Source organism: Phycicoccus sp. CSK15P-2, from assembly GCF_016888005.1.
GTDB lineage: Bacteria > Actinomycetota > Actinomycetes > Actinomycetales > Dermatophilaceae > Phycicoccus.
This window is the reverse complement of the sequence record NZ_JAFDVE010000011.1, coordinates 16884-40124: the sequence shown is the minus strand read 5'-3', so window position 1 is coordinate 40124 and position 23241 is coordinate 16884. Positions and strand designations below refer to the sequence as shown.

The following is a 23241-nucleotide window of genomic DNA, read 5'->3' as shown; positions in this document are numbered from 1 at the left end:
GCTCAGTCCTCGGTGGGGGCGGCGAAGGGCTCGGGCTCGTTGAGCCGCTCGCTCTCGTCGTGGATCTCCGCCTTGTCGGCGAGGGCCGGAGCGTGCTCGCGGCCGTGGTGGGCGCAGAAGAGCAGCTCGCCGCCGGCGTTGAGGCGGGCCCGGACATAGGCCTGGGCCCCGCAGCGGTCGCAGCGGTCCGCGGTGGTCAGGGTGGGTGCCAGTGCGGCGTTCACATCGGCCTCCTCGGCTCGCTCGTGGTCCTACCGGTGTTCGGGGTCACCGACCCGTGCGGATCGGCGACCTGTGCAACAGTCAAGCACGCCTGATGCTTCCCCGGGTGCAACGGGGGCCCCACCCGGGCGCGTCATCACCGGATCGTGACCTTTCGACCGAGCCCGGACCCCTCCGGCCGGTGGACTCCCGGGACGCCCGGTGCGCCTGTCGGGAGCCGTCCCGGCCGCCGGTTAGCCTGCTGGGCGTGCCGACGACCGCTGCCAAGAAGACCGCGACGAGCAAGTCCGCGTCCGAGTACACCGCCCACCACCTCCAGGTCCTCGAGGGACTCGAGGCGGTCCGCAAGCGACCGGGCATGTACATCGGCTCCACCGACTCCCGCGGGCTCATGCACTGCCTCTGGGAGATCATCGACAACGCGGTCGACGAGGCCCTCGGTGGCCACTGCGACCACGTCGAGGTCGTCCTGCACCGCGACGGCTCCGTCGAGGTCCACGACAACGGCCGCGGCGTCCCGGTCGACATCGAGCCGCGCACCGGCCTGACCGGCGTCGAGCTCGTCTACACCCGCCTGCACGCCGGCGGGAAGTTCGGCGGGGGCAGCTACACCGCGTCCGGTGGCCTGCACGGCGTCGGCGCGTCGGTCGTCAACGCGCTCTCCTCGCGCCTCGACGTCGAGGTCGACCGCGCCGGCAAGACGTACGCGATGAGCTTCCGCCGCGGCGAGCCGGGCGTGTTCTCCGACGTCGCCGGGGCGCAGGGCAGCAAGGACCCCGAGCACGACTTCACCCCGTACACGAAGACCAGCGACCTCGCCGTCGTCGGCAGGGCCAAGCGGGGCGTCACGGGCACCCGGGTGCGCTACTGGGCCGACCGGCAGATCTTCCTCAAGGACGCCTCCTTCGACCTCGAGGGCCTGCTCGGGCGGGCCCGGCAGACCTCCTTCCTCGTCCCGGGGCTGACCATCGTCATCCGCGACGAGCGGGGCGAGGAGCCCACCGAGGAGGTCTTCCTCCACGACGGAGGGATCTCCGAGTTCACCGAGTTCCTCGCCCCGGACGCCGCGGTCACCGACGTCTGGCGGCTGCAGGGCACCGGCACGTTCACCGAGACCGTCCCCGTCCTCGACGCCCAGGGTCACATGACCCCGACCGAGGTCGAGCGGGAGTGCGGCGTCGACATCGCGCTGCGCTGGGGCACCGGGTACGACACCGCCGTCCGCTCGTTCGTCAACATCATCGCGACCCCCAAGGGCGGCACCCACATCGCGGGCTTCGAGCAGGCCCTGCTCAAGACGCTGCGCAAGCAGGTCGAGGCCAACGCGCGACGGCTCAAGGCGGGCACCGACAAGCTCGAGAAGGACGACGCGCTGGCCGGCCTCACCGCCGTCGTCACGGTCCGCCTCGCCGAGCCTCAGTTCGAGGGCCAGACCAAGGAGGTCCTCGGCACCGCCGCGGTCCGCCAGATCGTGGCCAAGGTGGTCGAGACCGAGCTCACCGGACTGCTCACCTCCACGAAGCGCCCGGTCAAGCAGCAGGCGGCGAGCGTCCTCGAGAAGGTCGTCGCCGAGATGAAGTCGCGGATCAGCGCCCGGCTGCACAAGGAGACCCAGCGTCGCAAGACGGCCCTGGAGTCCTCGAGCCTGCCCGCGAAGCTGGCCGACTGCCGCAGCAGCGACCCCGACCACACCGAGCTGTTCATCGTCGAGGGCGACAGCGCGCTCGGCACGGCGAAGCTCGCGCGCAGCAGCGACCACCAGGCCCTGCTGCCGATCCGCGGCAAGATCCTCAACGTCCAGAAGGCGTCGGTGACCGACATGCTCGGCAACGCCGAGTGCGCCGCGATCATCCAGGTCATCGGCGCCGGGTCGGGCCGCACGTTCGACCTCGAGTCCGCCCGGTACGGCAAGGTCATCATCATGACCGACGCCGACGTCGACGGCGCCCACATCCGCACCCTGCTGCTCACGCTGTTCTTCCGGTACATGCGGCCGCTCGTCGAGGCGGGGCGGGTGTACGCCGCGGTCCCTCCGCTGCACCGGATCGAGGTCGTCAACCCGGGGGGCAAGGCCAACGAGGTGATCTACACCTACTCCGAGGCCGAGATGCGCCGGACGATGGCGAACCTCCAGAAGCGGAACAAGCGGACCAAGCCGCTGCAGCGCTACAAGGGCCTCGGCGAGATGGACGCCGACCAGCTGGCCGAGACGACGATGGACCCGCGCCAGCGCACGCTGCGGAAGGTGACGCTCGGCGACATCGAGTCGGCGGCGAAGGTCTTCGAGCTGCTCATGGGCGGCGAGGTCGGCCCGCGCAAGGACTTCATCGTCGACAGTGCCGACCGGCTCGACAAGGAGCGCATCGACGCCTGAGGGGCCGGGCCGCCGTCCATCGAGTCGCGGCGTCCCCCGTCCCGGGACCCGGGACACGGCGCCCCCGAGGGCATCTGTTGCCCCCGTGGGGTGGCGGGGCCAGAGTGGAGCCCTCGACGCCCGCCGGGTGTCCGGTCGAGGGGAGCAGTCATGGGCGACGTCGCGGAGCGCTCAGAGCCCACCGAGGTCGCCGGCGAGGAGCAGACCGACCTCAAGCGGGCGATCGGGCCGAAGCTGCTCCTGCTCTTCATCGTCGGGGACATCCTCGGCACCGGGGTCTATTCCCTCACCGGGAAGATCGCCGGCGAGGTGGGGGGAGCGGCATGGGCGCCGTTCCTCGTCGCGTTCGCCATCGCGTTCGTCACGGCGTTCTCCTACCTCGAGCTCGTGACCAAGTACCCGCGGGCGGCCGGTGCCGCGCTCTACACGCACAAGGCGTTCGGCCTGCACTTCGTGACCTTCCTCGTCGCGTTCACGGTGATGTCCTCGGGCATCACCTCTGCGTCGACGGCGAGCAAGGCGTTCGCGGCGAACCTCGCCGACGGCCTCGGGCTGGACGGCGACCGCTCGACCCTCGTCCTGCTCATCGCCCTGGGTTCATGCTCCTCGTCGCGGCGGTGAACTTCCGTGGCGTCGGGGAGAGCGTCAAGGCCAACGTCGTGCTCACCTGCATCGAGCTGTCCGGCCTGCTCCTCGTCATCCTCGTCGGGCTCTACGCGGCGACCGGCGGGAAGGCCGACTTCTCCCGGGTCACGGTCTTCGACACCTCGGGCGACAAGAGCGTCTTCCTCGCGGTGACCGCAGGCGCCTCCCTGGCGTTCTTCGCGATGGTCGGCTTCGAGGACGCGGTGAACATGGCCGAGGAGACCCACGACCCGGTGCGCACCTTCCCGAGGATGATGCTCACCGGTATCAGCATCACCGGCGTCATCTACCTGCTCGTCGCGGTCTTCTCGGTGGCGCTCGTCCCCGTGGGCGAGCTCGGCGAGGGGGACACCCCACTGACCAAGGTCGTCTCGGCGGGTCTGCCCGACTTCCCCGTCGACGCCGTCATGCCGTTCATCGCGATGTTCGCCGTGGCCAACTCGGCGCTGATCAACATGCTCATGGCGAGCCGGCTCGTCTACGGGATGGCGCGGCAGGAGGTGCTGCCCCCGGTCCTGGGGCGCGTGCACTCCGGACGGCGGACCCCCTGGGTCGCCATCCTCTTCACGACCGCGGTCGCCCTCGGCCTCATCGTCCTCGTGACGGAGAACAGCGGCGACGCCGTCGCGGCCCTCGGGGGGACCACCGCGCTGCTCCTGCTGGGTGTCTTCACGATCGTCAACATCGCGGTCCTCGTCCTGCGGCGCGACCCCATCGACCGCGACCACTTCGTGACGCCCACGGTGCTGCCCGTCGTCGGGGCCGTCGCGTGCTTCTTCTTCACCCTGCCGGTCACCGGACGGGACACGGTCCAGTACGTCATCGCCGCGTGGCTGCTCGCCATCGGCGTCGTGCTCTGGGCCGTCACGTGGACGGCCAACCGGGCCATCCGCGGCAAGCGCACCTACCTGCGCGACCCCGAGGAGCTCTCGGGCGACGACACCGTCAGCTGACCCCGGGGGCCGGCCCGGTCGACTCCCGGACGACGAGCCGGGTCGGCATGACGACGTCGTCGGTCTCCGGTGGCTCGCCGGAGCCCAGGGCGCCGAGGACCAGGCTCGCGGCCGTGCGGCCCTGGGCGGCGACGTCCTGACGCACGGTGGAGAGCCCGAGGACGTCGCTGAGCACGAAGTCGTCGATCCCGATGATCGAGAGGTCCTCGGGCACCCGCAGGCCCAGCCTGCGTGCGGTCTCGCGCACCCCGATGGCCATCTCGTCGGACGCCGCCACCACCGCGGTGGGCCGTGGCTCGCCGCTCAGCACCGCCGTGCTGCCGGTGGCGGCGCTCTGGGCGGTCCAGTCGGAGCCGAGGACCCACTCCTCGACGACGTCCAGGCCGGCGGCGCGCATCGTCTCGACGAAGGCGTCGAGACGGTCCCGCGGTGCCCGGATGTGGGCGACGTCCTCCGGTACGTCCCCGATGTAGCCGATCAGCTCGTGCCCGAGCCCGATGAGGTGCTCGACGGCTGTCCGCATCGTCGCGTGGTCGTCGATCCGCACGCAGGTGCGGCCCGGGACCGGCGCCCCGATCGCGACGAGGGGAAGGCCCAGGCGGTCGACGAGGGCGACCTCGTCGGGAGTCATCGCGACGTCGAGGGTGATGACGCCGTCCACGCGCTTCCACAGCATGTTCTGGGTCAGCGGCAGCCGGGAGCTGTAGGTGTCGTCCTCGAGGTCGAAGAGGATCGCGTGGTGGTCGTGGGCACGCAGCTCCTTCTCGATCGCGCTGACGAGCGTCGCGAAGTACCAGCGGCTGAGGAACGGCGCGACGACCGCCACGACCCGGGTGCGGCCGGAGACGAGCGAGGTGGCCGTGGGCGAGGCCACGTAGTGCAGCTCCTCGGCGACCTCCAGGACGCGCTGCCGGGTCTGCGGCGAGACGCGGTCCAGCCCGCGGAGGGCGCGCGAGACCGTGGCGACCGACACCCCGGCCACCCGCGCCACGTCCGTGATCGTGCTGATGACGCGCCCCCCGGGGCCTAGCCCTTCAGCCCGCCGGCGAGCAGACCGCGCACGAAGAACCGCTGGAGGGCGAGGAACACCGCGACCGGGACGACCATCGAGATGAACGCGCCGGCGGACAGCAGGTACCAGGCGCTGCCACGGGAGCCGGAGAGCTCGGCGACCCGCACGGTGATCGGCGCGACGTCAGGGGTCCCGCCGAGGAACACGAGCGACACGAGGAGGTCGTTCCAGACCCAGAGGAACTGGAAGATGCCGAACGCGGCCAGGGCCGGCGTGAGCAGGGGCAGGAGGATCCGGAAGAAGATCGTCACGTGCCCCGCGCCGTCGACCCGGGCGGCCTCCATGAGCTCGCCGGGCAGTTCGCGCATGAAGTTGTGGATGAGGAACGTCGCGAGCGGGAGCGCGAAGATCGTGTGCGACAGCCACACGCTCCAGTACGACGCCCCGAACCCGAGCTTGTTGACGTAGATGTCGAGGAGCGGCACGAGGGCGATCTGAATGGGCACGATCTGCAGCGCGAAGACCGCGACGAAGAGCGCGTCCCTGCCGGGGAAGGGCATCCACGCGAACGCGTAGGCCGCGAGCGAGGCGAGGAAGATCGGCAGCACGACGGCGGGCAGCGTGATGACGACCGTGTTGACGAAGTACTGCGACAGGCCGGCGCTGCTCCCCGGGGCGAGGGCCTGGCGGTAGTTGTCGAGGGTCAGGCCGCCCGGGTTCTGCCAGAAGGTCCACCAGCCGCTGCGCTGGATGTCCCGCTGGCCGCGGAACGAGGTGACGAGCAGGCCGATGGTCGGCAGCGTCCACAGCACGGCGATGACGACCGCGGTGAGGGAGGCCCAGGGTGACGACAGCGAGCTCGCTGCGTGACCGGTCCGGGACCGCTTGCCGCCGCGAGGCTTCTTCTCGGTGGTCTCCTCCATCTCGCGGGTGACGTCCTCCGGCGTGGCGGTGGGTTCGAGGGTGCTCATCCTCAGGCCTCCTTGCGCATCTGCACGACGTTGTAGGCGACGACCGGGATGACGAGCACGAAGAGCAGCACCGCGAGCGCGGCACCGACCCCGGGGGCGTTGAACCGGAAGATCTGGTTGTAGAACTCGAAGGCGACGACCGAGGTGTCGAAGTTGCCGGCGGTCATCGTCCGGACGATGTCGAAGATCTTCATCGTCGCGATACCGATCGTCGTGAGCACGACCACGACGGCCGGGCGGATGCTCGGCAGGGTGATGTAGCGGAACATCCGGAAGCCGCTCACGCCGTCGAGCCGGGCGGCCTCGATGATGTCGTCCGGGATGGCCTTGATGGCGGCCGAGAGCACCGTCATCGCGAACCCGGCCTGGATCCACACCATGACGACGATGAGCATGAGCGTGTTGAGGGGGGCGTCCAGGAGCCACTGCCTGGTCTCGAGGCCGAACAGCTTGAGCACGCCGTTGAGCAGGCCGGTCTGCGGGCGCGAGGTCTGCTTGTACTCGTAGACGAACTTCCAGATGATGCCGGCGCCGACCATCGAGATGGACATCGGCAGGAAGATCAGCGCCTTCGCGAAGGCCTCCCCACGGGCCCGGTCGATGAGGATCGCGTAGAGCAGCCCGACCGCGGTCGCGAGGAAGGGCACGAGCACGACCCAGATCGCCGTGTTGCGCAGGACGACGAGGAGCTCCGGCGAGGTGAACATCGTCACGTAGTTGTCGAGCGAGTAGGGACCGTCCGCGGTCCGCCCCCGGAAGCTGAGGTTGACGGTGCGCAGCGCCGGGTAGACGAGGCCGACGGCGAGCAGCGCCACTGCCGGGAGCGCGAACAGGGCGCCCTGGACCTTCTCGCCGTTCCGACCCTTGAAGAGGCTGGCGAAGGCGAGGACGAGACCGAAGACCACCGCGAACAGGATGATCGCGAAGACCATGAGCAGGAGCTTGCCGCCCGTGCTCTGGGCCCGCAGCAGGGGCTCGGGGATGATGCCGACGGGCACGGCGCTGATGACACGGGTCACCGTCACGGACCACCTTTCCGGTGAGGGGGGAGGGGAGGAGCCGGGGCGGGGCGGCGTGCCACCCCGCCCCGGCTCTCATGACCTGGGTCAGGTCAGGACGGCCACGAGCTCTCGATGAAGTCGAGGGTGGCCTTGTCGTCCTGGCCGATGATCCAGTCGGTCATGCCCTTCCAGAACGTCCCCGCCCCGACCGCGCCGGGCATGAGGTCCGAGCCGTCGAAGCGGAACGTCGCGTTCTCGTCCGTCAGCTGCTCGGCGGACAGCTTGTCGATCGGGTTGGTGAGCAGGTTCGGGTCCGCGTTGGTGTTGGCCGTGACACAGCCACCGCCGCCGCAGGTCTTGGCCCGCTCGTCGGCCCACTCGACCGAGGAGAGGTAGGTCTGGAACGCCTTGACCTCCGGACGGTCGGCGAAGGCCGCGGTGAACTCGCCGCCACCGAGGACGGGCCGCTCGTCGGCCGTCATCGCCGGCAGGTAGAACGCCCACACCTCGCCGTTCTCGGAGACGTCGGTGCCCTCCGGCCAGTTGGCCGCGTAGAACGAGGCCTGGCGGTGCATGAGGCACGAGCCGTCGAGGATGGGCTGGCCGGCGTCCTGGAACGACGTCGTGGCGATGGTCTTGACGTCGCCGTAGCCGCCGTTGACGTACTCGGGGTTCTTGAGGATCCTGCCGACCTCGGCGAGCGCCTCGGCGACCGCCGGGTCGTTGAACGGGATCTCGTGGTTGACCCACGCGTCGTAGGTCTCGGCACCCGCGGTGCGCAGCATGACGTCCTCGACCCAGTCGGTGGCCGGCCAGCCGGTGGCGTCACCGGACTCGATGCCGGCGCACCAGGGCTTGACGGCGCCGTCGGGGTTGTCGGCGACGATCTTGTCGGAGAGGGCGGTCAGCTCGGCCCACGTCGTCGGCACCTCGTAGCCGGCGTCCGCGAAGGCCGACGGCGAGTACCAGACGAACGACTTGACGTTGGCGCCGAGCGGGGCCGCGTAGAAGGTGCCGTCGACCGTGCCGTACTCCTTGAAGTCGGGCATGTTGGCGTCGACGTTGGCCTCGGTCTCCGGCGGGGCGGGGACGACCTTGCCGGTGGCGACCATCGTCTGGAGGAGCCCGGGCTGCGGGAGGTAGGCGATGTCCGGGGCGTTGCCACCCTGGACCCGCACCGGCAGCTGGGCCTCGAACTCCTTCGAGCCCTCGTACGTGATGGTCACGCCGGTGCAGTCCTCGAAGGGCCTGTACGACGCGATGTGCGGGCCGTCCTCGGGCGCGGTGATCGACGTGTAGACCGTCACCGTCTTGCCCTGGAGGTCGCCGAACGCCTCGTAGGGGGCGCAGTCGATCTGCGAGGCCTCGGTGTCTCCACCGGCTGCTCCGCCGCCGTCGCCGGAACTACAGGCAGCCGCGGTGAGAGCCACCGCGAGTGCTCCCGAGAGCGCCGCCACGCGACGTGTGTGGTTGAGGGCCATTGCCCGCCTCCTGTTTCACTGGGTCGGCCGAGGCGGATGGCACCTCGGCGGTGAGGGGAACCGGGGCCTACGGTAAAAGCGTTTACGCATCCGTGGCAACGGGCCGTCGAAAGCCTGGCGGTAACGATTGCGTAACGCGATCGTCACGGTGGGGAGCGGCGGGTTCGCACACGGCGCCGCCGCGCAGCGCGACCCGTGGGTCAGCGGACCGGTGAGCCGATCCCGGCGATGACGGCCTTCTGCGGCGTGCCCGAGCCGTCCCGCTTGCCGGTGGCCTCGGGAAGGTCGAGGGCGACCCCTCCGGCCCCCGAGGCACGGGCCGGCTGCGCACCCACCCAGGCGAGCACGAGGGAGTCCTCGCCGCGCAGGAAGCGATGCGCCCGGACCCCGCCGGTGGCGCGTCCCTTGGCGGGGTACTCGCCGTACGGCGCGACCTTGAGCGAGCCCGGCTGGGTGCCGGGAAGGGCGTCCGACGAGCCGGCGGCGGTGACGACGACGTTCTCGGTGGCCGGGTCGACGGCGCCGAAGAACGCCACGGTGGCCTTCGGTGCGAGGCGGACACCGGCCATCCCTCCGGCGGTCCGGCCCTGCGGCCGCACGGCCGAGGCGGGGAAGCGGAGCAGCTGGGCGTCGCTCGTGACGAAGACGAGGTCCTCCCCGCCGTCGCGCAGCGCGACGGCACCGACGACGCTGTCGCCGTCCTTGAGCGAGATGGCCTCCCAGTCGGGGCGCGCAGGGTAGTCGGTGGTCACCCGCTTGACGACGCCCTGGGCGGTGCCGAGCGCGATGCCCGGGCCCTCGGCGTCGAGCGGCACGATGGTGAGCGGCTCCTCGCCGCGGGGGAGGTCGACGTACACCGCGAGCGGCGCGCCGCCGGAGAGGCTCGGGGCCCCGCCGAGCGGGGGTAGGGAGGGCAGCTCGAGCGCCGAGAGCCGGACCATCCGGCCCCGCGAGGTGACGAGGCCGACCTCGCCGCGCGCGGTGGTCCGCACCGCCCCGACGATCGCGTCGTGCTTGGCGCGTGGCCCGTCCACGGGCACGGGCTCGGCATCCGAGGTGCGGGCGAGCAGACCCGTGGACGACAGGAGCACCCAGCACGGGTCGTCGGCGACCTCGAGCGGCGTCGTCTGGGCCGCGGGCGTGCCCGCTGACTCCAGGAGCACCGTACGTCGGGGGGTGCCGTGGGCTTTGAGGACGTCGGCGAGCTCGGTGGAGACGGTCTTCCGGAGGAGCCGGTCGTCGCCGAGGACGGCCTCGAGCTCCTCGATGATCCGCTGCAGCTCGTCCCGCTCGGCCTCGAGCTCGATCCGGGAGAACTTCGTGAGGCGGCGCAGCTGGAGCTCGAGGATGTACTCGGCCTGGGCCTGGGAGAGGTCGAAGACCGAGACGAGCCGCTCCTTGGCCGCGGCGGCGTCGTCGCTGGCGCGGATGAGCTGGATGACCTCGTCGATGTCGAGGATGGCGACGAGCAGACCCTCGACCAGGTGCAGGCGCTCCGTGCGCCGGGCGAGCCGGTACTCGGTGCGGCGCCGCACGACGTCGATGCGGAACTCGACGAAGACGCGCAGGAGCTCCTTCAGGCCCAGGGTCTGGGGCTGGCCGTCGACGAGCGCGACGGCGTTGATCCCGAAGGAGTCCTCCATGGGGGTCAGCTTGTAGAGCTGCTCGAGGACGGCCTCGGCGTTGAAGCCGTTCTTGATCTCGAAGACCAGACGCATGCCGTTCTTGCGGTCGGTGAGGTCCTTGACGTCGGAGATGCCCTGCAGCTTCTTGCCCTGGACGAGGGTCTTGACTCGCTCGATGACCTTCTCCGGGCCCACGAGGTAGGGCAGCTCGGTGACGACGATGCCCATCCGGCGTGCCGTGACCTTCTCGACCCGGGCGGTGGCGCGCGTCCTGAAGGAGCCGCGGCCGGTGAGGTAGGCGTCCCGGACCCCGTCGAGCCCGACGATCCGCCCGCCCCCGGGGAGGTCCGGGCCCGGGACGAACTTCATGAGGTCGTCGAGCGAGCAGTCCGGGTGGTCGATGAGGTGGCGGGCGGCGCCGACGACCTCGACGAGGTTGTGCGGCGCCATGTTCGTGGCCATGCCGACCGCGATGCCGCTCGCGCCGTTGACGAGCAGGTTGGGGAAGGCGGCGGGCAGGACGCCCGGCTGCTCGAGGGAGTCGTCGTAGTTCGGGACGTAGTCGACGGTGTCCTCGTCGAGCCCGCTCACCATGAGCAGGGCGGCCGGTGCCATCCGGGCCTCGGTGTAGCGCGACGCGGCCGGGCCGTCGTCGAGCGAGCCGAAGTTGCCGTGGCCGTCGACGAGCGGGAGGCGCATCGTGAACGGCTGGGCGAGGCGGACGAGGGCGTCGTAGATCGCGCCGTCGCCGTGCGGGTGGAACTTGCCCATGACCTCGCCGACGACCCGGCTGGACTTCACGTGCGGACGGTCCGGGCGCAGCCCGAGCTCGGACATCCCGTAGAGGATGCGCCGCTGCACCGGCTTCAGGCCGTCCCGGGCGTCCGGCAGCGCCCGGGAGTAGATGACGCTGTAGGAGTACTCGAGGAACGCGGTGCGCATCTCCTCCTCGACGTCGATGTCGACGATCCGCTCGGTGAACTCCTCCGGCGGCGGGGTGCTGCTGCGCGTGGCCATGGGGTGGTGACGGGTCCTCGGGTCGACGGCGGCGGGCCCGGGCGCAGGGCCCGGCACCGCCCATCCTCCACATCGGAGGGGTCAGGGCCGCCGCGACACTCCGAACCGGCCGTGGTGGACGACCTCCGCGAGCGGCCGGCGCGCCCGGGTGCGGGCCGAGCCCGACACCCGTTCCGCCTCGTGCCCGAGGGCCACGACGCCGACGAGCCGGCGCCCGGGCGGCACCCCCAGGGCCGCCCGCACGTCGTCGTGCCGGTCCGGGGGGACGCCGAAGAACAGCGCTCCCAGCCCGGCGTCCTCGGCCCCGAGCAGGACGAGCATCGCGGCCATCGCGGTGTCGGTGTCCCAGTAGGGGACCGGCCAGCGGTCGAGGGAGCGGTCGGTCCATCCCTTGTCCGGCTCGGCGTAGCGCTCGAGGTAGGCGTCCGGGTCGGAGAGGCACAGGACGAGGGCCGGGGCGGCCGAGACCCCACGCAGCCAGGCGTCGCCCGGGCCGGGCCCGGCGGCCACGCCCCAGAAGCGGTCCCGCTCCTCGGGGGTGAGCAGCACGACGAAGTCCCAGCCCTGGCTGAACCCGGCGCTCGGTGCCCGGACGGCGAGCGAGAGGAGGTCGTCGACGACCTCGGCGGGGACGGGGACGTCCGGGTCGAAGCGTCGCACCATCCGGCGGCGACGGACCACCTCGCGCAGCTCCACGACCCCAGTGTGCCGCCCCCACGCCCCGCATCCACGACTGGCAGGATGACCGGCATGACCGAGGTGGCGCTCCCACCGGGGTACCCCGTCGAGTGGGAGGCGGACGTCGTCCTGCGCGACGGGACGGTCGCGAGCGTGCGCCCGATCCGTCCCGACGACGCCGACGGCATCCGCCGCTTCCACGCGGCGCAGTCCGACGAGTCCATCTACCTGCGCTTCTTCGCGCCGCTGCGCCGTCTCTCGGACGCCGACGTCCACCGCTTCACGCACGTCGACTACGCGGACCGTGTCGCCCTCGTGGTGACGATGCGCGAGGAGATCATCGGGATCGGCCGGTTCGACCGGCTCGACACGCGCAGCGCCGAGGTCGCGTTCAACATCAGCGACCACTACCAGGGCAAGGGCATCGGCTCGGTCCTCCTCGAGCACCTCGCCGCGATCGGCCGGGACCTCGGCATCGTCCGGTTCACCGCCGAGGTCCTCCCGCAGAACCGCCGGATGCTCGCCGTCTTCTCCGACGCCGGCTACGAGGTCTCCCGACGGCTCGAGGACGGCGTCGTCGAGGTCGGCTTCGACATCGAGCCCACGGACCGCTCCCGCGCCGTCGAGATGTCCCGGGAGCATCGCGCGGAGGCCCAGAGCCTGCGTGCCCTCCTGCGCCCGACAGTGGTCGCGGTCATCGGGGCCAGCCGGGACGCCGACACCTTCGGGGGACGGCTGCTCGACCGTCTCCTCGACGCCGGCTTCACCGGCGAGGTGCACCCGGTCAACCCGAACGTGTCCGGATTGCGCCGTCTGCGGTCGTACCCGTCGGTCCGTGACGTCCCGGGCCCGGTCGACCTCGCGGTCGTCGCCGTGCCGGCGGACCACGTGCTCGACGTCGTCGACGAGTGCGCCGAGGCGGGGGTCAAGGGTCTGCTCGTCGTCTCCTCCGGGTTCGCCGAGGACGGCGAGGCCGGTGCCGCCCGGCAGAACGAGCTCGTCCGCCGGGCCCGTGGGTCCGGGATGCGGCTGGTGGGGCCCAACTCCTTCGGGGTCATCAACAACGACCCGGAGGTGCGGCTCAACGCGTCGCTCGCCCCCACCCTGCCGCCCCCCGGGCGGCTCGGCCTCTTCGCGCAGTCCGGTGCCCTCGGCATCGCCGTGCTCGCCTCGGCCGCCCGCCGCAACCTCGGCATCTCGACGTTCGGGTCGGCGGGCAACCGGGCCGACGTCTCGGGCAACGACTTCATGCAGTACTGGATCGACGACGACTCCACCGACGCCGTCGGGCTGTACCTGGAGTCCATGGGCAACCCGCGCAAGTTCTCCCGGATCGCCCGCAAGCTCGCGCTCATCAAGCCGGTCATCGTCGTCAAGTCGGGCGTCTCGCGCTTCGGGGTGCCGCCCGGTCACCGGGTCCGCGCGACCAAGGCCCGTCCCGAGGTGTTCTCCGCGATGCTCCGGCAGGCCGGGGTCATCCGCGTCGAGAACGTCCACCAGCTCTTCGACGTCGCCCAGATCGTGGCCCACCAGCCCCTGCCGCGAGGGGTGCGCGTCGGCGTCGTCGCGAACTCGGCGGCCCTCGGGGCCCTGGCTGCGGACGCCTGCACCTCGTGGGACCTCGAGGTCACCCACGGCCCGGTCACCCTGGCCGGCGAGGCCACGGCGGAGGATTTCCGGGCCGCCCTCGACGAGGTCTTCGCCGACCCCGCGGTCGACTCGGTGGTGGCCGGCTTCATCCCGCCGCTGGCCACGGACGACGCCACCGTCGCGGCCGCCGTGCGGGACGCCGCCGTCGGGAGGGACAAGCCCGTCGTCGCCACCTTCCTCGGCATGCGCGGCGTCGACGACGGGCAGGCCACGGTCCCGGGCACCGGGGGAGGGACCCGCGCGGTCCCGGTCTACGCGATGCCGGAGGACGCGGTCCGGGCGCTGGCGGCGGCGACCCGCTACGGCCAGTGGCGCGCCCGGGACCACGGCACCCCGGTCGCGCCGGTGGGGATCAACCGGCGGGTCGCCGAGGACGTCGTCGGGACGGTCCTCGCCGAGACCCCGGCCGGGCGTCGGCTGACCCATGACGAGGCCGCCACGCTGCTGTCGGCCTACGGCATCCACGCGTGGCGGCAGTACCGGGTGGGCTCGGTCGAGGAGGCCGTCGCCGCCGCCGACGAGGTCGGCTGGCCGGTCGTGCTCAAGTCCGACGCACCCCTGGTCCGGCACGGCTCCGGTCCCGGGGGAGTCCGGCTCTACCTCGGGGACGAGTACGCGCTCCGGGATGCCTGGGCCTCCCTGACGAGGAACCTCGCTCCGCTCCAGGCCGACACGTTCGTCGTCCAGAAGATGGGCAGCGACGGGGTGCCGGTCGTCGTCACCTCGGACGAGGACCCGCTCTTCGGGCCGGTCATCGGCTTCTCGGTCGCCGGGCTGCCCACCGAGCTGCTCGGGGACGTCGCGCACCGCATCCCGCCGCTCACCGACGTCACCGTCTCCGAGCTCATCTCGTCGGTCAAGGCCGCCCCGGTGCTCCACGGGTACCGGGGGCAGGCGCCCGTGCACCGTGCCGCTCTCGCCGACCTCATCGCGCGGGTCTCGGTGCTGGCGGACGACATGCCCGAGGTCTTCTCGCTCGTCCTCAACCCGGTCAACGCGCACCCGGGCGGGGTCGAGGTGCTCGGTGCCGACATCACGCTCGCCCCGGCGCCACGGCGCATCGACCCGGGCCGGCGCTCGCTCACCTAGCGCCGAACCCGGTGCGGGTGTGCCCGGCGCGTACCGGACCCGGGACGCCCCGCTCCGGATCCCGGCCTTCCCGCCGAGCGGACCGCCGCCGCGCGGCACAATAGGGGTCATGACCTCCGCGCACCACGCCACCGTGCTCCCGCAGAACCTCATGGCGGACATCGAGCAGGCGGGCTACTACCCGGCCCTGGTGGCCGACGTCGTCGCGGCGGCCCTCGGCGGCGAGCGCATCGACAACCACCTGGTCCACCTCGAGACCACCTTCGACCGTGACGTCGTCCGGCGTCACGTGACGGTGCTCGCGCTGACCCCCACCCGCCTCCTCATCGCCCACGCCGACGACCACGCCGACGACCCCCCGGCACCGCAGGACGTCGCCACCGCGACCACCGAGGCCATCCCGCTCACCGCCGTCCGGGGCGTCATGCTCACGCACGTCGTCGCCCGGCCCGACCAGTACGTCCCGGGTGCGCTCGGCCGAGAGGTCACGCTGACCCTCGGGTGGGGCACGGTGTCGCGGGTCGACCTGGTGCCGGCGTCGTGCAGCGACCCCGACTGCGACGCCGACCACGGCTACGAGGGCACCATCACCGGCGACGACATCGCCCTGCGCATCGCCGCAGCGGCCGACGGCGACGACCAGCTCGCGCGGGCGCTGTCCTTCGCCCGGGACCTGTCCAGCGCCATCGGCCAGGGCTGAGGTGGACGCCCCCGCGGCGCCCGGCTACGCCACCGGCAGCCTCGCGGACGTCCTACCGGACCTCTGCGCCGCCCTCGGCGTCCCGGCCGGACCGGGGGAGTCCGGGCGGCTCGGCCTCTCCGCGGCGCGGCGCGGCGTGGTCGTCCTCGTCGACGGTCTCGGTGCGGCCCAGCTGGCACGTCGGCTCGGCCACGCGCCGTGGCTGCGGGCGCAGGCGTCGCGGACCCGGACGCTCCCCGCCGGGTTCCCCGCCACCACGGCGACGTCGATGGGCACCTTCGGCACCGGCCTGCCGTCCGGCACGCACGGCATGCTCGGCTACGAGGTGCTGGTCCCGGGGGAGGACCGGGTCTTCAACGAGCTGTCCTGGGAGGACGGGCCGGTCCCCGAGCAGTGGCAGCCCCGCCGGACCTGGTTCGAGCGCGCCGAGACCGAGGGGCTCGAGGTGGCCCGGATCGGGGCGGCGTACTTCGACGGGTCGGGCCTGACCCGGGCCGCCCTGCGAGGCGGGGGCTTCGTGGCGGCCGAGCGGCTCGCCGACCGGGTCGACCTCGCGCTGCGTGCCGTGCGCTCGGCACCGCGCTCGCTCGTCTACCTCTACTGGGGCGAGGTCGACAAGCTGGGCCACGTCCACGGCCCGGAGTCCTTCGAGTGGACCGAGGAGCTCGAGTCGGTCGACCGGGAGCTCGCCCGGCTCGCGGCCGGGCTGCCGGCGGACGCCTCGCTCACCGTGACCGCCGACCACGGGATGGTCCGCTGCCCGCACGCGACCCGCGTCGACCTCGCCGACGAGCCCGGTCTGCGCGAGGGCGTCCGGCATCTCGGCGGGGAGCCGCGTGCCACCTACGTGTACTGCCGGCCCGGTGCGGCCGCCGACGTCGCCGCGGCGTGGTCGGCCCGCCTCGGGGAGCGCGCCTGGGTCCGGACCCGCGAGGAGGCCGTCGCGGAGGGGTGGTTCGGGCCGGTCCTCCCGGGGCACCTCCCGCGGATCGGCGACGTCGTCGTGGCCGCCCGCGGTGACCTGGCCGTCATGGACTCCGCGCGGATGCGCCCGCAGCTGCTCGCGCTGGTCGGGATGCACGGCGGTCTCGAGGCCGAGGAGCTCGACGTGCCGCTCGTCCACGTCCCCGCCCGGGTCGCCTAGGGTTGGCCCTCGTGGCGGACCTGGTCTTCTTCTCGGGCACGATGGACTGCGGCAAGTCGACCCTCGCGCTGCAGATCGACCACAACCAGCGGGCCCGTGGGCGCAGCGGCCTGATCTTCACCAAGCTGGACCGCGCGGGGGACTCGGTGCTGTCCTCGCGGCTCGGCCTCGAGACCACCGCCGTCGAGGTCCACGACGACGTCGACTTCTGGGAGGTGGTCGTCGAACGGCTGACCGCCGGCGGGCGGGTCGACTACCTCATCTGCGACGAGGCGCAGTTCTACACGCCGGAACAGGTGGAGCAGCTCGCGCGGGTGGTCGACGAGATGGGCGTCGACGTCACCGCCTTCGGGATCACCGCCGACTTCCGCACCGAGCTCTTCCCGGGGTCACGGCGCCTCATCGAGCTCGCCGACCGGGTCGAGGTGCTGCAGGTCGAGGCGCTGTGCTGGTGCGGGCGCCGGGCCACCCACAACGCGCGCATCGTCGACGGCGTCATGGTCGTCGAGGGCGAACAGGTCGTCGTGGGCGACACCGCGGCGGCGCGGGAGGGCGTCGTGGAGTACGAGGTGCTCTGCCGGCGCCATCACATGCGCCGGATGAACAGCCACGCGGCCCGTGCCGCCTCGCCGACGCCGGACGTCCTGCCGTTCGACCTCGACGCCTGCCCGGTGCCGCCGCGCGGCTGACCGGCCGACCGCGTCAGGCGGGTCCGCCGCCCTTGGTGCCGAAGACGATGTCGTCCCAGCTGGGGACGCTCGTGCGGCCCCGTCCGCGCCGACCGCCGGCAGCACGGCGTGTGCCGTGCCCGACGGGCTCCGCGACATCGGTCTCGGGGCGCTGCTCGTCGTCGTCCTCCGGCCAGCCTCCCACCACCTCGTGGGAGCCCGTGGGCTTCTCGAGGTGGTCGTCGACCCGCTTGCGGGCACGCGCCGCCGGCGGGGGAGGGACCGACGCGGTGTCGACGGCCAGCTCCTCGATCGGGAGCGCGTCCTCGCGGGGCAGCTCGTCGCCGGGGGTGTGCGTGGGGGTGCCGCGCCGGCGGGCGCGACGGCCGCGCGAGCTGTGTGCGCGCATCGCGGCCATGAGGTCGATGGGGTCGTGCGGTCCCCGGGGACGCTCCGTGCGCTCGATGCCACCGTCGGCGTCGATGTCGTAGACGTCGAGGTCCTCGGAGGGCGGCGCCCGGTGCGGTGCCGGGATGAGCCCGGACGTGGGGTCCTCCCCGACCCACCGTGCCTCGTCGTCGCTCGGGGTGACCGAGCCGCCGAGCGGCTCGTACACCCAGGTCGCGCTGCGGCGCTGGCCACCGGCGACGAAGGTCATCGACAGCTGCCACACGCCCTCGGCGTCCCGGGCGGAGTCCCACTCGACGTCGTCCGGGTCGACCCCGCGGCCGCGTAGCCGCTCCGCGGCCCGCTCCTCGAGGGTGACCGGTGCCGACCCCCGTGTGCCGACCGCGCAGCTCCGGGCCCGGCGTGCGACGTGCTCGCGCTCGGCGAGGATGGGGCCCTCGAAACGGCGGACCTTCTCGACCGACCAGCCCGCGCGGTCGGCGACCTCGTCGGCGGTCAGTCCGCGACGGATCAGCGCCTGCACCTCGCGGGGGCGCATCCCGCCGTCGATCTCGATCTGGAGCTGCCCGAGGCGTGCCCGGTCACGCCTCGCCGCCGCTCGCAGCGGCTCGTCGAGGGGAAGCCGGAACCGCCCGCCCCCGGCGTCCGCGAGCAGGAGATGCTGACCGTCCTCGTGGACGCCGATGAGGCGAAGGTCCTGCATGTCGGGCTCCCAGGTCGCTCGTCGTACGGGACGACCATGCCACCGCAGGGGCCCCGGATCGTGGAGCCCACGCCGGGACGCGCCGGACGAGCCGACTAGCGTTGTCCCATGGCCGACGACACCTCCGACCTCGCCCCCTACGACGCCGTGGTCCTCGGGTCCTTCGGCGGCCCGGAGAGCGAGGACGAGGTCATGTCGTTCCTCCGGCGTGTCACCGCCGGCCGGGGCGTCCCGGACGAGCGCCTCGCGGAGGTGGGGGAGCACTACTACGCACGGGGGGGTCGGAGCCCGATCAACGACCTCAACCGTGACCTCGTCGCCAGGCTGCGTGCCGAGCTCGACCGCCGTGGGCTGGACACGCCGGTCGTGTGGGGCAACCGCAACTCGGCGCCGTTCTTCCCGGACGCCGTGCAGGAGTGCCTCGACCTCGGGGCGGCCCGCGTCGTCGCGCTCCTCACGAGCGCCTACTCGTGCTACTCGTCCTGCCGGCAGTACCGAGAGGACCTCGCCGCCGCCGTCGAGGAGGTCGGGCCGGCCGCCGACGGGCTCGTCGTCGACAAGGTCCGGCAGTACGTCCACCACCCCGCGCTCGGCCTGGCCTGGCTGGACGCCCTGCTCGCCGCCCTGCGGGGACTGCCGGACCCGGGCCGGGCCCGGCTGCTCTACGTCACGCACTCCGTCCCCGAGGGCATGGACGACACCTCGGGACCCGGCGACGGCGACGGCAACCTCTACGTCGACCAGCACCTCCGGCTCGCGCGGCGGCTCACCGACGAGGCCAACGCGGCGCTCGGCACGACGGTCGAGGGCGAGCTCGTGTTCTGCTCGCGGTCCGGCCCCCCGTCCGTGCCGTGGCTGGAGCCGGACGTCAACGACCGGATCGAGGAGCTCGCCCGGGACTCGGCCACCGACCCCGTCGTCGTCGTGCCCATCGGGTTCGTGTCCGACCACATGGAGGTCGTCCACGACCTCGACACCGAGGCCGCCGAGACCGCCGCCCGCGTGGGTGTCCCGTTCGTCCGCGTCCCGACGCCGCACGCGTCCGAACGCTTCGTCGAGGGCCTGGTCGACCTCCTCCTCGAGCGGGCGGCCGAGGCGCGGGACGAGGTCGTGGTCCCGGAGACCTGGCTGCCCGGCGACGTCCGCCCCTCGGTGTGCGACCCGGGGTGCTGCCCCAACCTGAGGACGAGCCGTCCGGCCCTCTGCGGACGTGACTGATGGGCGGCCCGACCCTGCCGGCCGGCGTCGCCGCCGAGGAGCTCGAGGCCGTCGCCCGGGCCGTCGCCGAGGAGGCCGGACGGCTCGTCGTCGAGGAGCGCCCGGACGCGCTCGGCACGAGCGTGAAGTCCACCCGCACCGACGTCGTGACCGAGATGGACCAACGCAGCCAGGAGCTCCTCGTCGCCCGCCTCGCGACGCTGCGGCCGGACGACGCCGTCCTCGGCGAGGAGGAGGGCGGCGCGAGCGGCACGAGCGGCATCACCTGGGTCGTCGACCCCATCGACGGCACCGTCAACTACCTCTACGGGATCCCGGAGTTCTCGGTCTCCGTCGCGGCGGTCGTCGGCGACCCGACGACGGAGGACGGCTGGGAGCCGGTCGCCGGGGCCGTGCTCAACCCCGTCCGTGGCGAGCTCTTCCACGCCCACGCGGGCGGCGGGGCATGGTGCACGACGGCCACCGGCACCCGGCCCGTCCGGACGTCCGACGCCACCGACCTCGGGCTCTCGCTCGTCGGCACCGGCTTCGGCTACGACGCCGGCCTGCGCGAGCGGCAGGCCCGCCTCCTCGTCGACCTCCTCCCGCAGGTCCGTGACATCCGCCGCCAGGGCAGCGCGGCCCTCGACCTCTGCGCCGTCGCGTGCGGCCGGCTCGACGCGTACTACGAGACCGGCCTCAACGCGTGGGACCGCGCCGCGGGCCAGCTCGTGGCCCGGGAGGCCGGTGCCGTGCTCGGTGGGCCGGTCGACGCCTCGCTCGCGCGGCAGCTCAGCTGGGCCGCAGCGCCGGGCCTCGCCGAGCCGTTCGGGGCCGTCGTGCGCGACCTCACCGACCGTCACGTCGGTGCGTCCGACTCGCGCCGCTGACCAGCGCTTTCGGGGGCCTGCGGTCCACGCCGCGACCCCGCGTGGCGCGGCGTCTGGCGATGGTGCACAATCTCCGCGCACGGCGAGTCCGGTGGGCACGAACCGAGGTCGCCGTGCGTTGTCAGGGCCGACTGGCACGACGAAGGGTGGACATCCACGATGGCAACCGACTACGACGCACCGCGCAAGACCGACGACGACATCAACGAGGACTCCATCGAGGAGCTCAAGAACCGTCGCGTCGACAAGCGCTCCTCGAGCGTCGACGTCGACGAGACGGAACAGGCCGAGGGCTTCGAGCTCCCGGGTGCGGACCTGTCCGGCGAGGAGCTCTCGGTGCGGGTCCTGCCGCGCCAGGCGGACGAGTTCACCTGCTCGAGGTGCTTCCTCGTGCACCACGTGAGCCAGCTCGCGAGCGACAAGGGCGGGGTCTACGTGTGCACGGAGTGCGCGGCCTGAGGGGCGTGGGGATGCACGAGGTGGCAGCACCGGCCCGCGTCCCGGTCACCGTCCGGCGGCTGCACCGCGACGCGGTGCTCCCGCGCTACAGCACCGACGGCGACGCCGGTGCCGACCTCGCGAGCGTCGCCGAGGTCACGCTCGGCCCCGGGGAGCGAGCCCTGGTCCCCACGGGCATCGCCCTGGCCCTCCCGCCCGGCACGGTCGGGCTGGTCCACCCACGTTCCGGCCTCGCCGCCCGGCACGGCGTGTCGGTCGTGAACGCGCCCGGGACCGTCGACTCCGGCTACCGCGGTGAGGTGCTCGTCAACCTCGTGAACCTCGACCCGCGCGACACGTTCACCGTGCGGGTCGGTGACCGCATCGCCCAGCTCGTCGTGCAGGAGTACCTGCACGCCGACTTCGCCGAGGCCGATTCGCTTCCGGAGAGCGCCCGGGGGGAGACTGGGCACGGGTCCACCGGCGGCTTCGGCCCGTCCGACGCCGCCTGACCCGACCGACCGACCGACCCGAGGACCGCACCGACGTGAGCATCTTCCGCAGGAACAAGGACGCCGGCCGTGGCGCCGACGACACCGCGGCCGAGCAGGCCGCCGTCGAGCCCACGGAGACCGACGCCGAGCCGGTGGACGACGCCCCCGAGACCCCGGAGCGCACCGGCGGCCCGTACGACGTCACCGAGGTCGACGGTCGTGACGGCCGGCTCGACCTCGGCGCGCTGTGGGTCACCGGGGTCCCGGGCATGGAGCTGCGGCTCGAGGTCGAGCAGGCCACCCAGCAGGTCAACGCCGTGACGGCCGTCCTCGGCGAGTCCGCCCTGCAGCTGCAGGCGTTCGCGGCACCGCGCTCCAGCGGTCTGTGGCAGGAGATCCGCACCGAGATCGCGGGTGCCGTCGAGACCCAGGGCGGGACGGTCGAGGAGACGGACGGGCCGCTCGGGACCGCGCTGCGCACCCGGATGCCGTCCACCGGCCCGGACGGCCGCACGGTCTTCGCCCCGGCGATGTTCGTCGGGGTCGACGGGCCGCGCTGGTTCCTCCGCGGGGTGCTGTCCGGCCGCGCCGCCATCGACGACGCCGCGGCCGAGCCGCTGCTCGAGGTCCTCCGTGGTGTCGTCGTCGTCCGCGGCGTGGAGCCGATGGCCCCTCGCGAGCTCCTCCCGCTGCAGCTTCCGCAGGACGCCCGGCCGGAGACGTCGGAGGACGGGGAGCCCGGGGACGAGGAGGACGACGCCCCGGGCATCGACCCCTTCGAGCGTGGTCCCGAGATCACCGAGGTCCGCTGATGAGCCTGCGCGAGCGGCTGCGTGACTTCGCCCGGACGCCGATGGAGGCCGAGGCGGACGAGGTGCGCGAGCAGTCGTACACCGAGGGCGGCGACGACCTCACCGCTCTCGCACCGCGCTACCCCGCCTGTGTCTGCGGCACCGTCCGGACCGTCACCCTGCCCCCGCGTCGCAGCGTGCCGGCGCTCGTCGCGGAGCTGTGGGACGGCAAGGGGTCGGTCAACCTCGTGTGGGTCGGACGGCGCGCCATCGGGGGGATCCAGCCCGGGACGTTCCTGCGGGCCCGTGGGCGGGTCGCGCTGTTCAAGGGGCAGCCGACGATCTTCAACCCCGCCTACGAGATCATCCCGAAGCAGTGACGAGCGAGCCCGACACCCGTGCCGCGACCTCGGCCGACACGGTCGAGGCGCTGATCCGGCATCGGCTCTCGACCGCGCTCGGCGGCTGGCGTGGCTCGGTCGAGACCGCGCTCCCGACCGTCGTGTTCGTCGCCTGGTGGACCATCTCCGACCACGACGTCACGGCCGCGGCCGTCGCCGCCGTCGGGGTGGCCGTCGTGCTGGCCGTGGTCCGGGTCGTCCAGCGGTCCTCGCTGCAGCACGTCCTCGGTGCGCTCGTCGCGACCGCGGTCGCCGCGTTCTTCGCCTGGCGGTCCGGCGAGGCCCGCGACGCGTTCGTGCCGGGCCTGCTGACCAACGCCGCGTACCTCGTCGCCACGGTCGTCTCGATCCTCGCCCGGTGGCCCTTCCTCGGCTTCCTCGTCGGCGCGGGCGACCCGCGGATGAAGGAGGACCCCTTCGCCTGGAGGCGTGACCGCGGCATGGTCCGGGTGTGCTCGCGGCTCACCTGGGTGCTCGTCGCGATCTACGTCGTCCGGCTCGCCGTCATGGTCCCCCTCTACCTCGCGGACCGGGTGACCTCGCTCGGCATCGCCAAGGTGGCCCTCGGCTGGCCGCTGTGGGTCACCGGCATCGCCGTCATGGGATGGCTGCTCGTCTCGGGCCACACGCCGCTCGAGCCCGAGCAGGGGCCGGGAGCGGACGACGAGCCGGCCCTGGACGCCTGAGGC

The 23241-nt window shown here is 72.8% G+C and carries 20 protein-coding genes and 1 pseudogene; 13 read left to right on the top strand and 8 right to left on the bottom strand.

The window, feature by feature from the left end; all coding sequences use genetic code 11:
- Positions 1-2 precede the first annotated feature (2 nt).
- Positions 3-224, bottom strand: a complete 222-nt coding sequence (locus JQN72_RS07095; protein ID WP_204134472.1) for a hypothetical protein — start codon at positions 222-224, stop codon at positions 3-5.
- Positions 225-469: 245 nt separating this feature from the next.
- On the opposite strand from JQN72_RS07095, the gene JQN72_RS07090 reads away from it, so the two are divergent.
- Positions 470-2596, top strand: a complete 2127-nt coding sequence (locus JQN72_RS07090; protein ID WP_204134471.1) for a type IIA DNA topoisomerase subunit B — start codon at positions 470-472, stop codon at positions 2594-2596.
- 150 nt (positions 2597-2746) lie between these two features.
- Positions 2747-4194: pseudogene (locus tag JQN72_RS07085) on the top strand (APC family permease).
- Here JQN72_RS07085 and JQN72_RS07080 read toward each other — a convergent pair.
- The 6 genes from JQN72_RS07080 to JQN72_RS07055 form a co-directional block, all read right to left on the bottom strand.
- Positions 4187-5185, bottom strand: a complete 999-nt coding sequence (locus tag JQN72_RS07080; protein WP_307812487.1) for a LacI family DNA-binding transcriptional regulator — start codon at positions 5183-5185, stop codon at positions 4187-4189. The pseudogene JQN72_RS07085 and the gene JQN72_RS07080 overlap by 8 nt on opposite strands.
- A gap of 35 nt (positions 5186-5220) precedes the next feature.
- Positions 5221-6177 carry a carbohydrate ABC transporter permease gene (locus tag JQN72_RS07075; RefSeq protein WP_204134470.1) on the bottom strand — a complete coding sequence of 319 codons (957 nt, stop codon included), beginning with the start codon at positions 6175-6177 and terminating at the stop codon, positions 5221-5223.
- A gap of 2 nt (positions 6178-6179) precedes the next feature.
- Positions 6180-7109: a carbohydrate ABC transporter permease gene (locus JQN72_RS07070; protein ID WP_204134612.1), complete on the bottom strand. Its 930-nt coding sequence runs from the start codon at positions 7107-7109 to the stop codon at positions 6180-6182.
- 179 nt (positions 7110-7288) lie between these two features.
- On the bottom strand, positions 7289-8659 hold the full coding sequence (locus JQN72_RS07065; RefSeq protein WP_204134469.1) for an ABC transporter substrate-binding protein: 1371 nt from the start codon (positions 8657-8659) through the stop codon (positions 7289-7291).
- Between the two features lie 200 nt (positions 8660-8859).
- Positions 8860-11301, bottom strand: a complete 2442-nt coding sequence (locus JQN72_RS07060; protein WP_204134468.1) for a DNA topoisomerase (ATP-hydrolyzing) subunit A — start codon at positions 11299-11301, stop codon at positions 8860-8862.
- Positions 11302-11382: 81 nt separating this feature from the next.
- On the bottom strand, positions 11383-11997 hold the full coding sequence (locus tag JQN72_RS07055) for a nitroreductase family protein (RefSeq protein ID WP_204134467.1): 615 nt from the start codon (positions 11995-11997) through the stop codon (positions 11383-11385).
- Between the two features lie 54 nt (positions 11998-12051).
- Here JQN72_RS07055 and JQN72_RS07050 point away from each other — a divergent pair, with 54 nt between their 5' ends.
- The 4 genes from JQN72_RS07050 (at position 12052) to JQN72_RS07035 (ending at position 17251) form a co-directional block, all read left to right on the top strand.
- On the top strand, positions 12052-14718 hold the full coding sequence (locus JQN72_RS07050; protein WP_204134466.1) for a bifunctional GNAT family N-acetyltransferase/acetate--CoA ligase family protein: 2667 nt from the start codon (positions 12052-12054) through the stop codon (positions 14716-14718).
- Between the two features lie 109 nt (positions 14719-14827).
- Positions 14828-15418, top strand: coding sequence for a DUF5998 family protein (locus JQN72_RS07045; protein ID WP_204134465.1), 591 nt, complete (start codon positions 14828-14830; stop codon positions 15416-15418).
- A gap of 1 nt (position 15419) precedes the next feature.
- Entirely contained in the window at positions 15420-16562 is a 1143-nt protein-coding gene (locus tag JQN72_RS07040; protein WP_204134464.1) for an alkaline phosphatase family protein, read from the top strand.
- 11 nt (positions 16563-16573) lie between these two features.
- Positions 16574-17251 carry a thymidine kinase gene (locus JQN72_RS07035; protein WP_204134463.1) on the top strand — a complete coding sequence of 226 codons (678 nt, stop codon included), beginning with the start codon at positions 16574-16576 and terminating at the stop codon, positions 17249-17251.
- A 13-nt stretch (positions 17252-17264) separates the two neighbouring features.
- Here JQN72_RS07035 and sepH read toward each other — a convergent pair whose 3' ends face one another.
- The gene (gene sepH, locus JQN72_RS07030; RefSeq protein ID WP_204134462.1) at positions 17265-18341 is read right to left on the bottom strand and encodes a septation protein SepH; all 1077 of its coding nucleotides are present in this window, start codon (positions 18339-18341) and stop codon (positions 17265-17267) included.
- Positions 18342-18449: 108 nt separating this feature from the next.
- Here sepH and JQN72_RS07025 point away from each other — a divergent pair, with 108 nt between their 5' ends.
- The 7 genes from JQN72_RS07025 to JQN72_RS06995 all read left to right on the top strand — a co-directional run bounded on the left by JQN72_RS07025 (position 18450) and on the right by JQN72_RS06995 (position 23238).
- The gene (locus JQN72_RS07025) at positions 18450-19559 is read left to right on the top strand and encodes a ferrochelatase (protein WP_204134461.1); all 1110 of its coding nucleotides are present in this window, start codon (positions 18450-18452) and stop codon (positions 19557-19559) included.
- On the top strand, positions 19559-20428 hold the full coding sequence (locus tag JQN72_RS07020) for an inositol monophosphatase family protein (protein ID WP_204134460.1): 870 nt from the start codon (positions 19559-19561) through the stop codon (positions 20426-20428). The genes JQN72_RS07025 and JQN72_RS07020 overlap by 1 nt, the downstream gene beginning before the upstream one ends.
- Positions 20429-20587: 159 nt before the next feature.
- Positions 20588-20887 carry a DUF4193 domain-containing protein gene (locus JQN72_RS07015; protein WP_204134459.1) on the top strand — a complete coding sequence of 100 codons (300 nt, stop codon included), beginning with the start codon at positions 20588-20590 and terminating at the stop codon, positions 20885-20887.
- 11 nt (positions 20888-20898) lie between these two features.
- Positions 20899-21378 (top strand): dUTP diphosphatase, encoded by a 480-nt coding sequence (gene dut, locus JQN72_RS07010; protein ID WP_204134458.1) that lies wholly within the window; start codon positions 20899-20901, stop codon positions 21376-21378.
- Positions 21379-21413: 35 nt separating this feature from the next.
- A complete protein-coding gene (locus JQN72_RS07005) occupies positions 21414-22172 on the top strand; it encodes a DUF3710 domain-containing protein (RefSeq protein WP_204134457.1) in 759 nt (252 codons plus the stop codon).
- Positions 22172-22531, top strand: coding sequence for an OB-fold nucleic acid binding domain-containing protein (locus JQN72_RS07000; RefSeq protein WP_204134456.1), 360 nt, complete (start codon positions 22172-22174; stop codon positions 22529-22531). The genes JQN72_RS07005 and JQN72_RS07000 overlap by 1 nt, the downstream gene beginning before the upstream one ends.
- Positions 22528-23238, top strand: coding sequence for a DUF3159 domain-containing protein (locus tag JQN72_RS06995; protein WP_204134455.1), 711 nt, complete (start codon positions 22528-22530; stop codon positions 23236-23238). Before JQN72_RS07000 ends, JQN72_RS06995 begins: the two co-directional genes overlap by 4 nt.
- Positions 23239-23241 lie beyond the last annotated feature (3 nt).

Coding starts and splice junctions, on each gene's coding strand:
- JQN72_RS07075 (WP_204134470.1), bottom strand. CDS start 6,177: ATGAGCACCCTCGAACCCACCGCCACGCCGGAGGACGTCACCCGCGAG.
- JQN72_RS07070 (WP_204134612.1), bottom strand. CDS start 7,109: ATGGTCTTCGCGATCATCCTGTTCGCGGTGGTCTTCGGTCTCGTCCTC.
- JQN72_RS07065 (WP_204134469.1), bottom strand. CDS start 8,659: ATGGCCCTCAACCACACACGTCGCGTGGCGGCGCTCTCGGGAGCACTC.
- JQN72_RS07060 (WP_204134468.1), bottom strand. CDS start 11,301: ATGGCCACGCGCAGCAGCACCCCGCCGCCGGAGGAGTTCACCGAGCGG.
- JQN72_RS07050 (WP_204134466.1), top strand. CDS start 12,052: ATGACCGAGGTGGCGCTCCCACCGGGGTACCCCGTCGAGTGGGAGGCG.
- JQN72_RS07045 (WP_204134465.1), top strand. CDS start 14,828: ATGACCTCCGCGCACCACGCCACCGTGCTCCCGCAGAACCTCATGGCG.
- sepH (WP_204134462.1), bottom strand. CDS start 18,341: ATGCAGGACCTTCGCCTCATCGGCGTCCACGAGGACGGTCAGCATCTC.
- JQN72_RS07025 (WP_204134461.1), top strand. CDS start 18,450: ATGGCCGACGACACCTCCGACCTCGCCCCCTACGACGCCGTGGTCCTC.
- JQN72_RS07020 (WP_204134460.1), top strand. CDS start 19,559: ATGGGCGGCCCGACCCTGCCGGCCGGCGTCGCCGCCGAGGAGCTCGAG.
- JQN72_RS07015 (WP_204134459.1), top strand. CDS start 20,588: ATGGCAACCGACTACGACGCACCGCGCAAGACCGACGACGACATCAAC.
- dut (WP_204134458.1), top strand. CDS start 20,899: ATGCACGAGGTGGCAGCACCGGCCCGCGTCCCGGTCACCGTCCGGCGG.
- JQN72_RS07000 (WP_204134456.1), top strand. CDS start 22,172: ATGAGCCTGCGCGAGCGGCTGCGTGACTTCGCCCGGACGCCGATGGAG.